The organism is Buchnera aphidicola (Macrosiphum gaurae) (assembly GCF_005080965.1).
Taxonomy (GTDB): Bacteria; Pseudomonadota; Gammaproteobacteria; order Enterobacterales; family Enterobacteriaceae; genus Buchnera; species Buchnera aphidicola_S.
Genome location: NZ_CP034867.1, coordinates 200,807 through 213,203 on the forward strand (window position 1 = coordinate 200,807; position 12,397 = coordinate 213,203).

A 12,397-nucleotide genomic window follows, 5' to 3' on the forward strand; every position below is an offset into this window, starting at 1 on the left:
ATGCTAAAATAATATAAAATTATTATTTAAGTAAGAATTTTAAAAAATAGAAAAACGTTAATTTTTAGCCACTTTGACTATTGCTTTTCTTAATAATACTTTATTGAAAGTAAATCCCTTTTTATTAGTAGAAATGATATGATTAGGAAGTGTGTTTTCGGACAATTCTTCTGATATTGATATGTGAATATCAGGATTAAAGAGTTCATTTTTTTTACCTTCAATTTTCACTCCTAATTTATGTAATATGTTTAACAAAGATTGCAATGTAAGTTCGATACCTTTTATTAAAGGTTCGTCTTTTGTGTTTAATTTATCAGATAATATCAAGATTTCTTCTAAACAATCTATTATAGGAATTATTTCCTTTAAAAATCTTTCAGTTTCTGTTTTTTTTATTGTTTTTATTTTTTCTTCAGTATTTTTTTTTATATTTTCTATATTTGCTAGTTTTCGTAACTCAATGTCACTAATTTTTTTTTGATTCTGAATTATTTCTAATTTTAAATCTTCTATTTTTTTGCTTTGAAGCTTGAGTACATCAATTGAATTATCTTTGTTTTCTTTTACAGTATCATTATTTTTAAAAATATTTTCTTCATATATTTTTTTTTCTTGATTTTTCATAAAAGTTACCATTAATTATATTAATAATTAAGCTATTATAAACCTTATAATTAATCTTTCAAGACTGTTTAGTATTATAATATAATGTGCATTATTTTTTTGGGAATTTTTATGTAATGAAGCAACATTTCACTTGTATAGGTATTGTTGGGCGTCCGCGTCATGCGAGTGCATTAATAACACATAAGACTCTTTATAAGTGGTTAATAAAAAATGGTTATAAAGTGTTTATTGAATACACTGTTGCTAAAGAATTAAAATTAAATAATCCTCATACTGCTACATTAATTGAAATTGGCGAATCTTGTGATTTAGCAGTCGTTATAGGTGGAGATGGTAATTTATTATGTGCAGCGCGTGTTTTATCACTTTATAATATTAAAATTATCGGGATCAACAGAGGTAATTTAGGTTTTCTTACTGATTTAAACCCAGATACTGGTTTAAAAAATTTATCAAAGGTTTTGTCGGGAGATTATTTGCTAGAAAATAGGTTTTTATTGGATGCACAAGTTTGTCAAAAAAAAATAATTTCAAGATCTAGCATAGCTATTAATGAAGTTGTCTTACATGCAAAACATTTAGCTCATATGATAGAATTTGAAGTGTACATCGATAATAAATTTTCTTTTTCTCAGCGTGCAGATGGATTGATTGTTTCAACGCCTACGGGTTCGACTGGTTATTCACTATCAGCTGGTGGACCAATTATAGCAGCATCTTTAGATGCTATTGTATTAGTGCCAATGTTTCCACATACTTTATCTGCGCGTCCTTTAGTAATTCATAGTGACAGTATAATTTGTTTGAAATTTTCTAATATTCAAACTAATTTAAAAATAAGCTGTGATAGTCAAACTATTTTAACAATCAAAAAAGATGAATGTGTATTTATTCGTAAAAGTTGTTATTATTTAAACCTTGTACACCCTAAAAGTTATAATTATTTTAAAACTTTAACTTCTAAGTTAAGTTGGTCTAAAAAATTTTTTTAGGTGATTTAACAAATATAAGAAAAGATTAATTTAATTAAAATATTTTTGAAAAATTGATATTTTTTATTAATATAAATTATAGTAAAATACTAATAAAGAGTGTTAATTATTTTTATGTAAACTATAATAAGATATTATTATGAATAATTATATCAAGATGTTATTGATAGTTATGTTATTTTCTGGCTGTTCTGATTTAGAAAAAAGAAAATTCAGATCAGATTTTTTAGAAAAAGCATATTTCAACCAGAGTATGTTAAATAAAAATTATGTTGGTATGACAAGACAACAAGTAGTTTATATTTTTGGCATGCCAATTTTTTCTGATTCTTTTAATGATGTGTATCATTATTGTTTATATAATTTCGAAATGAATAATAAGTTTGAAAAAAGAATTTTAAATTTGTATTTTAAAGAAAATAAAGTTTTAAAATTTAATATCACATAGTTTTTTAAAAAATTTTTTTAATGTTAGTATACATATTTTTGGAGCTGGCGGGATTTGAACCCGCGTCCAAAATCTCTACGAATAAAGTACTACATGCTTAGTTTTTTCTTTATTCAATTCATTACCTAATTTGGAAAAACGCATTTTAGGTTTATAGCTTGAAAAATTTCTTCGTGTCATCATCAAGCTTGATGTTCACGTTTTTCTCTTTTTTATGACCTCCCGAATTTCTCATCCTAAGAGAAAAAGGCTAAGAAGGAAGGGCTTGATACAGTTTTTTAAGCTGCTAAAGCGTATTTTTGTGTATTATTTGCAATTATTGTTTTACGGCTTTTATCGAGGCAAACCGTTCCTCGGCATGCACTTTACTTTGTTGATAATTTTGTCAAATCCAAAAACAGCCCCTTTTTTCTAAAAATGTAGTATTGCAAAAAAAAATAAGTTTGTCTATTAATTATTTTATAGTATTTTGAGAAAATTTTTATATAAATTGTTTAAACAGATATTTTACATAAATTTTAAAAATGGAAATTAACATGAGTATTATTGAAAAGATTAAGAAACAAATTAAAGATAATATTATTTTAATTTATATGAAAGGAACTCCGGAAGCTCCTAGTTGTGGTTTTTCTGCACAAGCAGTCAAGGCTTTGTCAGTTTGTGGTGAAAAATTTGCTTATGTAGATGTTTTAGAAAATACAGAAATTAGGAACAAACTTCCAGAATATGCTAATTGGCCAACATTCCCTCAGTTGTGGATAGATGGTGAACTCATTGGCGGTTGTAGTATTATACTTGAAATGTTAGAAAATGGTCAATTAAAAGAACTCATATCCAAAACAGTAAAAAAATATAAAACGTAATTTTTAAGAAAACCTATATTATATAGATAATATCTAGATTAGATATGACATTAAATAAAGAGTATTGAATTTTGATCTTTATTACTAATGTCATATCTTTTTCTTATTAAGAATACTGTAAAATATATAAGATAATTATCTTGTTAATATTTTTAATACTATTAAATTTTTTTTTCTAAATTAAGAGGCCAACCACCCAAACGTTTCCAACGATTTACTAATTCACAAAAAAGTTCAGCAGTCTGTAAAGTATCATAAAGTGCAGAATGTGCTTGATGGTTATCAAATGATAAGCCAATAGCTTTACATGCTTTAGATAAGACAGTTTGGCCAACTACTAATGCACTTAATGCGGCTGTGTCAAACGTAACAAATGGATGAAAAGGATTATTTTTTATTTTCACTCTTTGAATTGCAGCCATTAAAAAATTATGATCAAAATTAGCATTATGTGCTACAACAATTCCTCGACTACATCCTTGTATTTTAATTCCTTTACGCACCATTTTTAATATAGATTGAATTGCTATTTTTTCGCTAATAGCACCACGTAATGGGTTAAATGGATCAATTTTGTTAAAAGCTATTGCATCAGAGTTTATTATAGAACCTTTAAAGGGTTCTATATGAAAATGTAATGTATTTTCTTTGCGTAACCATCCTAATTCATCCATTTTTAATGTAATTATAGCAATTTCTAATACTGCATCAGTATTTGCATTGAATCCTGCTGTTTCAATATCTATAACAACAGGATAAAAAGTACGAAACCGATTACTTAGCAAATTGAATTCTTGAGTTATAGACATCAAAATCTCATTTTTTAAAATATTTTTTGTTGAATATAGTTAATCTTGTATATTTTTATAATTTTAGTTCTAGATACTTTAAAAATATGTATTATGATTCTTGTTAATAATTTAATAAGTGTACTATAATTTATAAAAATATTTAAGATTAAATTATTAATTTAATAATTTTTAAAAATAATACGACAATTTTATTACAATCATATCTAGGAAAATAAAATGAGTTATATTCTACCTTCTCTACCTTATTCATATGATGCGTTAGAACCATTTTTTGATGAACAGACTATGAAAATTCATCATACCAAACACCATCAAAATTATATCAATAACACTAATTCTATTTTAGAAAATACAGCTTTTTCCTCATTATCTATTGATGAATTAATATCTATTTTCAATGAAATTATTTTAGAAAAGAAACACGTATTACGTAATAACGCAGGTGGTCATATAAATCATAGTTTTTTTTGGAAAAGTCTAAAATTAGGAACAGTTTTAACAAAGGATCTAAAAATAGAAATAGAAAAACAATTTGGTACTATTGATAGCTTCAAAGATAAATTTGAGTCAGTAGCACTTAATCATTTTGGTTCTGGTTGGGTATGGTTAGTGAACCAAAATGGTATTTTATCAATAGTTTCTACTATTAATCAGGATAATCCTTTGATGGGGAAATCAATATCTAATACTTATGGTGATCCTATAATTGCTTTAGATGTCTGGGAACATGCTTATTATTTAAAATATCAAAATAGACGGTTAGATTATATTAAAGCTTTTTGGAACGTTGTTAATTGGGAAGAAGCTTCTAATCGTTTACAGAAGTAATTTATGAACTGTATTGAAATAGTATGATTTACATAGAATTCATATTATATAATTGTTTTCTTATGACGTTTTATGTAATTATTAAAAAACATATAATATATATTATATGTTTTTTTAATTTACTTTATAAAATATTAAAATAATTATTTCAATATTAAAGGATGTTTTTTGAATACTATTAAAATGATAGTTGGATTATCTAATCCAAAAGCAGAATATCATAATACACGTCATAATGCAGGTTCTTGGTATGTTTATTCTTTATCAAAAAGTTACTTAAACAATTTTAAAAAAGAAGAAAAATTTTTTGGTTTTACTGCTTCTTTTTATATAGATTCGCATCATGTTCGATTACTTGTACCTGATATCTTTATGAATATAAATGGTCAGTCAGTATTTAAAATGGCATCGTTTTATAATATTCATTTAAGTGAAATATTAATAGTTCATGATGATTTAGAACTTGATCCTGGAATCATAAAATTAAAATACAGTTATGGACATAATGGACATAATGGATTAAGAAATATTATTAGTGTTTTTAATAATAAAAGTATTAATTTTCATCGATTAAGAATTGGAATTGGTCGTCCAATAAATCGTGATCAAATAGCTTCTTTCGTATTATCAATTCCGACAAAAAAAGAAAAAATGTTAATTCAAAGATCAATTATACATGCAATAGAAGAGAATTTTATTTTAAAAATTTTATAATGTTAATTAAATCAAAATATCTTCTATTTTTCAAGGCGCATAAGATATGGGTTTTAAATGTGGCATTATAGGTTTGCCTAACGTTGGTAAATCTACTTTATTTAATCTTTTAACTAAAGGAAATTCAGCAGTTGCTAATTTTCCATTTTGTACTATTAAACCAAATATAGGTATTGTTCCGGTTATTGATGAACGTATTGATCATCTTGTAAAAATTGTTTCTCCTAAAAAAATAGTTAATGCATTTATAGAATTTATAGATATTGCAGGCTTGGTTAAAGGAGCATCTCAAGGTGAAGGATTAGGTAATCAATTTTTATCTAATATACGAGAAACAGATGCTGTAGTACATGTTGTGCGTTGTTTTAAAAATGACAATATTACTCATATTTATAATAAAGTTCAACCAGAAGAAGATATAGATATTATTAATACTGAACTTATACTATCTGATTTTGATCTTTGTGAAAAAAATATATTACAATTACAAAAAAAAATATCGTTAAAAAATAACGAAGTAGAAAAAAAAATTTATGTTTTAAAAAAATGTATTAATCATTTAAAAAAATTTTTAATGCTAAAAACGCTTAATTTAAATAAAGATGAAAAAGAATTAGTTAGCTATTTACGCTTTGTAACTTTAAAACCAATGATGTATGTTGCTAATATGAATGAAGAAAAAGAATCTTATTATTTTTTAGATAAATTAAATAATATTGCTAAAAAAGAAGATTCTATAGTTATTCCAATTTATGCAAATTTAGAATCAGAATTAATTAAAATGAATAATGAAGAACAAAAAGATTTTATGAAAGAATTTAATATAAAAGCTTTAGGTTTGAATAGCATCATTTCTTCTGGTTATAAATTATTAAATTTAATAACTTTTTTCAGTGTTGGGATAAAAGAAATTCGTGCTTGGGAAATTCTTAATGGAAGTACTAGCATTCAAGCTGCTCATAAAATACATAGTGATTTTAGTAGGGGTTTTATTAGAGTAGAAATTATTAAATATGTAGATTTTATAAAATATAAAAGTGAAGTGAAAATTAAAGAAATGGGTAAATTGAGAATAGAAGGGAAAAAATATTGTATTCAAGATGGTGATATTGTTCATTTTTTATTTAATGTGTAAAACTAATTAATTTTTAAATTTATATATTTATTTGTTAGAGAGGAAAATATTATTTATCCTCTCTAATGTAATAATTTTTATTTTTCTAATAAGAATGTTTTTAATTTACTAAAAATAGGATCAATATTATGAGATAATAGTGGAAGAGCAATTCTATCTTTCAGTTCATTAGGCAATGAAATTTTAGTTTTTAATATTTTTTCTATGGTATTTTTAAATTTCGCTGGATGAGCGGTACCTAGGAATAGACCAAATTCATTTTTTTTTAATTGATCTCGTAGTAATCGATATGCTATTGCAGCATGAGGTTCAGAAATATAACCCAACTCAAATAATTCGTTTAATGATTCTTTGGTTGTAGTATCTGAGACGCTACCAAATCTAAGTTCTTTTAAATCCCATTTTTTTCGATAAAATAATTCTTCAATTCGAGGCCAATTATTAGGTTGGCTAATGTCCATAGCATTCGAGATTGTAGATACAGTTTTTTTAGGATTCCATTTTCCATTATCAAGGAATCTTGGAACAGTATCATTAGCATTGGTGCACGCTATAAATGATTTAATCGGTAAGCCAAGAGATTTAGATAATAATCCAGCAGTTAAATTGCCAAAATTACCACATGGTACTGCTATAACTAAATTTCTTCTTTGTTGCTCTGAAATTAAAGAAAAAGCTTCAAAATAATAACAAATTTGCGCTAATAATCTACTTATATTAATAGAGTTAGCTGAATTTAATCCTATAGATTCTTTAAGTTTTTTATCATTAAAAGCTTCTTTTACTAGTTTTTGACAATCGTCAAAACTGCCGTTGATTGATACAGTTTTTATATTTTTTCCCAAAGTACAAAATAATTTTTCTTGTAATTCACTAATCTTTCCTTTAGGGTATAAAATAATTACTCTTACATTCTTCATTTTATAGAATGCATGTGCTACTGCTGCACCTGTATCACCTGATGTGGCAGTTAAAATAGTCACTGACTCATGTTCTTTATTCAGCGATAGTATCATTTGAGCCATAAAACGTGCTCCAAAATCTTTAAATGCTAATGTTGGTCCATGAAATAGCTCAAAACAATGTATATCTTCTGTGATTTTTATTTTTAATGGGTGTTTAAATAAAAAAGCTTGTTTAACATTTTCATATAATTTTTCTTTAGACATCTCGCGATAAATAAACTTAGAAAGTATTTCCGTACTCCGAGTAATAAAATCCATTTCCAATATTTTTGGTAATTCGATAGGTGTAATAGTAGGTAGTTCTACTGGAAAAAATAATCCCTGTTTTTTTCCTAATCCTAGTTTTACAGCTGTTTCAAAATTTACTTGTTCGCTATGATCTTTTAAATTATAAAGTCTCATTTTTTATCCTATTTTACGTGCACCTTTTGAATCTAAAAAACAAATGTGAACAAATCCTGTTTCATTTTGTAAATAATTTTTTGTTAGCCATGAAGATATTTTTTGAGCTGTATGTATATTATCAGAAATAGAAAAAATAGTAGGACCTGAACCAGATATGCCACAACTAATAGCTCCAATTTTTTTAATATTTTCTTTAGCTTTTAAAAAATCAGGTAGTAATTTTATGCGATATGGTTCTGCTATAAAATCTTGCATTAATCGTGCTGCTAAATAAGGTTGTTGACTATATGAGGCATGAATAAAACCAGCTAAATAACGACTATTTTTAATGCATATTTCTTTTTTGTATTTTTTGGGTAGTATTTCTCTTGCTTTTGAAGTAGGAACTTTTATTCCTGGCCAAGCTATTATCCAAAACCAATTTTTAAAATTTGGTATTGTTTGGCTTATTGTTTCAGAATCTTCTAATATTAACTGTAATCCTCCAAGATAAGATGGAGCAACATTATCATAGTGTATGCTTCCTGATATTTCACCTTCTATTTCTCCCATAAGAAATAATAACTCTTTTGAATTTAAGGGTTTATTGCATAATTCATTCATTGCAACTAAAGTAGCGACTACTGAACAAGCACTGGAACCTAGTCCTGATCCAATAGGCATATTTTTTTCCAGCAGAATAGAAACAGGGATATTTTTTTTGATGACATTACAAAATTTTACCCAGCATTTCCAAACAATATTTTTTTCAATATTTTGGGGTAATTTATTAGAAAATAAACCTTTGTTAATTAAGTTGAATTTCTTTGATAATTTTACTGTTACAAAATCACCTAATAAATCACCACTTATAGGTATAAGTGCTGCACCTAAAATATCAAATCCCACTCCAACATTACCAATAGAAGCTGGCGCATAAATTTTAATCATTACCATGCTCCTGACGTTTATGATAGTGTACGTAGTAAGTCGGAAAATACTCCAGACGCTGTAACATTATTACCGGCACCGTAGCCTCGTAGTACTAAAGGAATAGGTTGATAATAATCAGTATAAAATGCTAGTGCATTTTCACCATTTTTTACTTTATATAATGGATCATTAATTTTGACTTCTTCAAGTTTTATAAAAAATTGCTTTTTTTGTTCTATAGTTGCAACAAATCGTAATACATTTCCTGCATTGCGTGCTTGATTAGTTTTTTCTAAAAAATACAAATCTAATTCTTTTAATTTTAACAAAAATTTATCAACATCTTCGTACATTTTAAAATTGTCTGGTAATAAAGGTTCAATTTTGATATCTTTTAGTTCTATATCATATCCAGATTCGCGTGCTAAAATTAGAAGTTTTCTTGCAACATCTATGCCAGATAAATCATCGCATGGATTTGGTTCAGTAAAACCTAATTCTTTAGCTTCTTTAGTAGCCTGTGACAATAAAACACCTTCTTCTAATCTCCCGAAAATAAAAGATAATGAACCAGACAATATACCTTGAAACCGTATTAAAGTATCACCTGTTCTGAATAGATTCTGAAGAGTTTCTATTACTGGCAATCCTGCTCCAACGTTAGTTTCATACAAAAATTTTTTGTTTGTTTCAGTAGTAGCATTTCTTATTTTTTTATAGTAGCTCCATTCACTAGTATTAGCTTTTTTATTTGAAGTAACCACATGAAAATCATTATAAATAAAATTTACATATTGTTCTGATAATAATTGATTAGATGTACAGTCAACAATTACTGAATTTGAAAAATTATTATTTTTTATTAAATTATTTAATAATTCTAAATTAAAGTTCTGACTGAATTTTTTAAAATCGCTTTTCCAATTAGATAAATCATGTTTATCATTTAAAAAAAATATTTTTTTAGAATTTGCAATAGTGCAAATTTTAATTTCTATATTTTTTTCTTCTAAAACTTTTTTTTGTTTTAATATTTGATTCAATAGCGTGCAACCAACTCCACCTATTCCCATTAAAAAAACATGAATAATTTTTTTATTGCAAAACAATACATTATGAACGTTTTGAACAGCTTTTAAAATATGTTCTTTTTTTATTACTAGTGAAATAGAATGTTTTGAAGAACCTTGTGCAATGGCAAGAATATTAATTTTTGAAGCTCCTAAAGTAGAAAATATTTTTGATGCAATATCATATTTTTTATAAATATTTGATCCAATGACTGAAAGAATAGATAGATTTTCTTTTGTTTTAAAGGAATTTAGCAATCCATTTTTTAATTCTAATTGAAATTCTTTGTTTAATGAGTTGAGAACTTTGTCAACATCATGTTGGAAAATACAAAAATTTATTTTATATTCTGAAGATGATTGAGTAATTAATAATATTTTAATATTATCTCTTGATATTATAGAAAATGCGCGTGGAATAATATTTCCTACATCTTTGATACAAGGTCCAGATATATTAAACATTACTATGTCATCAAGATAAGTAACACCTTTCAAGAAATCTTCTTTAGAATCATTTTTTTGACAAATTAAAGTTCCAATAGATTCAATTTTATCAGTATTTTTAATAAAACATGGGATTTTAAACTGAGAAATTGGTTCAATAGTACGAGGATGTAATACCTTAGCACCAAAATAAGATAATTCCATTGCCTCTTGATATGATATTGATTTTAATAAATAAGCATTTGGAATTTTTCTTGGATCAGAAGTAAAAACTCCGTCAACATCAGTCCAAATTTCACAGCAATTCGCATCGAGACAAGCAGCTAAAACTGCAGCAGAATAATCAGAACCATTTCGTCCCAATACTACTAATTCTTTATCTTTATTACCTGAAATAAAACCAGGCATCAAAATAATATCATTTTTATCAATATTTATATTATGAATGCATTCTTTAGATTTAGATATATCGATTCTTGAATCTAAGTAGTTGTTACCTATAGAAACAAAATTCTTAACAGGATCGATAATAGTTACATTATGATTGTTAGATTCTAATATACTTTTCATAATGAAAACTGAAAGTATTTCTCCACGAGAAATTATAATGGCACGAATATTATCTGGACATTGTTTTAATAACATTATTCCATGTATTATATTTTTTAATTTATCAAATTCTTTTTTTATAACTTTTTTTATTTCCTGATAAGGAAAATCAGATTGTATTTTTAAAAGATTATTTATTAATTCAATAAATATATTTTCTGCAAGATTTATACTTTCTAAAATTTGATTGTTTTCAACTGTTTTTTCTACAACTTTAACGAGGTAGTTAGTAATTTTAGCTGGTGCTGAAAGAACTACTGCAATTTGATCTTTTTTAATATTTTTTTCTATAATATTAGCTACACATAAAAATTTTTCTGCATTAGCCAATGAAGTTCCGCCAAATTTTAATAATTTCATATTTCATAATTCCTTGATGTTTTTTATATCATAAAAAAACCCGCCTTTTAGTATGGGCAGGTTTTTAAAATATCATCTGAGCCCACATCATGACTAGTTATAATAATTAGAACAGCTATTCTAGTGAAGAGGCTATAAATAGATATTAATATTTTTTTGTGAATGCATATAGCGTGTTAATTAATTTTATTAAGTAATATCTTTTAATATATAATTTATATTATTAATGAAAAATATTTTATTTATTTAGAATGCTGTAAAAGCAGTATTTTTTGATTTTATCACAAATTAGACATGTTTATGTTTATAAAAAAATATTACAATAAAAAATTATTTGTTTATAAAATGTTATTTTTTATAATTAAATATAAAATATAACATGAATTACATTTTGATATAGATAGAATAGATGTTTTTTAATTTTTTAATTTGTGCAATTACTATTTTTATTAAGAATTTTTTTCATTGAATTAATTTTTATAACATAATGATCATTATTAGTGCAATAGTTTAAAAGATAAATATTTTATTTTTAATTTTATATTAAAAGTTAATATGTTTAACATATTTTATTTTTCTCAAAAAATATCAGTCTACTAGTTTAAATTTTTAATATAACTCATTTTACATTAACCATTTATTTAATATTATGAAACATATTATTCAAGTTATTATTACTGAAAAAGAACTTGATATTCGCGTTCGAGAATTAGGTCAAGAAATTACTAAGAAGTATAAAAATAGTAAAAATAAAATGATATTAATAGCGTTACTACGCGGTTCATTTGTTTTTATAGCAGATTTATGTCGGAGAATTCATATTAAACACGAAATAGATTTTATGACAACTTCTAGTTATGGTCGAGGAATGCTATCTAGTGGTGACGTAAAAATTATAAAAGATTTAGATGAAGACATTTATAATAAAAATGTTTTAATTGTAGAAGATATTATTGATTCAGGAAAAACTTTAAGTAAAGTATTAGGTATTTTAAAACTTAGAAATCCAAAATCATTATCAATTTGTACTCTTTTAGATAAACCTGAGTGTCGTGAAGTAGATATTAATGTTGATTTTATAGGATTCTCTATTCTAGAGAATTTTTTTATAGTAGGTTATGGTATTGATTATGCTCAATCTTATCGTCATCTACCGTATATAGGAAAAGTAGTTTTTAAAAAATAAAATAATATAAAAGATATAGCT

At 25.2% G+C, this 12,397-nt stretch carries 12 protein-coding genes and 1 other RNA gene; 7 read left to right on the forward strand and 6 right to left on the reverse strand.

Features of this window, described 5'->3' with window-relative positions; genetic code table 11:
* Positions 1 to 57 precede the first annotated feature (57 nt).
* Positions 58 to 627: a nucleotide exchange factor GrpE gene (grpE, locus tag D9V72_RS00925; RefSeq protein WP_158354670.1), complete on the reverse strand. Its 570-nt coding sequence runs from the start codon at positions 625 to 627 to the stop codon at positions 58 to 60.
* A gap of 116 nt (positions 628 to 743) precedes the next feature.
* Between grpE and nadK the strand changes: the two genes are divergently transcribed.
* Positions 744 to 1,622 carry an NAD(+) kinase gene (nadK, locus tag D9V72_RS00930; protein ID WP_158354672.1) on the forward strand — a complete coding sequence of 293 codons (879 nt, stop codon included), beginning with the start codon at positions 744 to 746 and terminating at the stop codon, positions 1,620 to 1,622.
* A 139-nt stretch (positions 1,623 to 1,761) separates the two neighbouring features.
* A complete protein-coding gene (locus D9V72_RS00935; protein WP_158354674.1) occupies positions 1,762 to 2,070 on the forward strand; it encodes an outer membrane protein assembly factor BamE in 309 nt (102 codons plus the stop codon).
* A gap of 38 nt (positions 2,071 to 2,108) precedes the next feature.
* Here the strand turns inward: D9V72_RS00935 and ssrA are convergent.
* Positions 2,109 to 2,475: a transfer-messenger RNA gene (gene ssrA / locus D9V72_RS00940) on the reverse strand.
* A 131-nt stretch (positions 2,476 to 2,606) separates the two neighbouring features.
* On the opposite strand from ssrA, the gene grxD reads away from it, so the two are divergent.
* On the forward strand, positions 2,607 to 2,933 hold the full coding sequence (grxD, locus tag D9V72_RS00945; protein WP_158354676.1) for a Grx4 family monothiol glutaredoxin: 327 nt from the start codon (positions 2,607 to 2,609) through the stop codon (positions 2,931 to 2,933).
* 161 nt (positions 2,934 to 3,094) lie between these two features.
* Here the strand turns inward: grxD and rnt are convergent, their stop codons facing one another.
* Positions 3,095 to 3,742, reverse strand: coding sequence for a ribonuclease T (gene rnt / locus D9V72_RS00950; RefSeq protein ID WP_158354678.1), 648 nt, complete (start codon positions 3,740 to 3,742; stop codon positions 3,095 to 3,097).
* Between the two features lie 219 nt (positions 3,743 to 3,961).
* Between rnt and D9V72_RS00955 the strand changes: the two genes are divergently transcribed.
* From D9V72_RS00955 to ychF, 3 genes are all read left to right on the forward strand, one after another.
* Positions 3,962 to 4,573, forward strand: coding sequence for a Fe-Mn family superoxide dismutase (locus D9V72_RS00955; RefSeq protein WP_158354680.1), 612 nt, complete (start codon positions 3,962 to 3,964; stop codon positions 4,571 to 4,573).
* Between the two features lie 183 nt (positions 4,574 to 4,756).
* Complete coding sequence (gene pth, locus D9V72_RS00960; RefSeq protein WP_158355415.1) at positions 4,757 to 5,287, forward strand: aminoacyl-tRNA hydrolase; 531 nt, start codon at positions 4,757 to 4,759, stop codon at positions 5,285 to 5,287.
* A gap of 46 nt (positions 5,288 to 5,333) precedes the next feature.
* The gene (gene ychF / locus D9V72_RS00965) at positions 5,334 to 6,422 is read left to right on the forward strand and encodes a redox-regulated ATPase YchF (RefSeq protein ID WP_158354682.1); all 1,089 of its coding nucleotides are present in this window, start codon (positions 5,334 to 5,336) and stop codon (positions 6,420 to 6,422) included.
* Between the two features lie 77 nt (positions 6,423 to 6,499).
* On the opposite strand, the gene thrC is transcribed toward ychF, so the two are convergent.
* Genes thrC through thrA form a run of 3 tightly spaced genes read right to left on the reverse strand, consistent with a single transcriptional unit; the run spans position 6,500 to position 11,190 of the window.
* Positions 6,500 to 7,789 carry a threonine synthase gene (gene thrC, locus D9V72_RS00970; protein ID WP_158354684.1) on the reverse strand — a complete coding sequence of 430 codons (1,290 nt, stop codon included), beginning with the start codon at positions 7,787 to 7,789 and terminating at the stop codon, positions 6,500 to 6,502.
* A gap of 3 nt (positions 7,790 to 7,792) precedes the next feature.
* Positions 7,793 to 8,722, reverse strand: coding sequence for a homoserine kinase (gene thrB, locus D9V72_RS00975; protein ID WP_158354686.1), 930 nt, complete (start codon positions 8,720 to 8,722; stop codon positions 7,793 to 7,795).
* A 17-nt stretch (positions 8,723 to 8,739) separates the two neighbouring features.
* Positions 8,740 to 11,190, reverse strand: a complete 2,451-nt coding sequence (gene thrA, locus D9V72_RS00980) for a bifunctional aspartate kinase/homoserine dehydrogenase I (RefSeq protein WP_158354688.1) — start codon at positions 11,188 to 11,190, stop codon at positions 8,740 to 8,742.
* 649 nt (positions 11,191 to 11,839) lie between these two features.
* Between thrA and hpt the strand changes: the two genes are divergently transcribed.
* The gene (hpt, locus tag D9V72_RS00985; protein ID WP_158354690.1) at positions 11,840 to 12,376 is read left to right on the forward strand and encodes a hypoxanthine phosphoribosyltransferase; all 537 of its coding nucleotides are present in this window, start codon (positions 11,840 to 11,842) and stop codon (positions 12,374 to 12,376) included.
* The last annotated feature ends 21 nt before the right edge of the window (positions 12,377 to 12,397 follow it).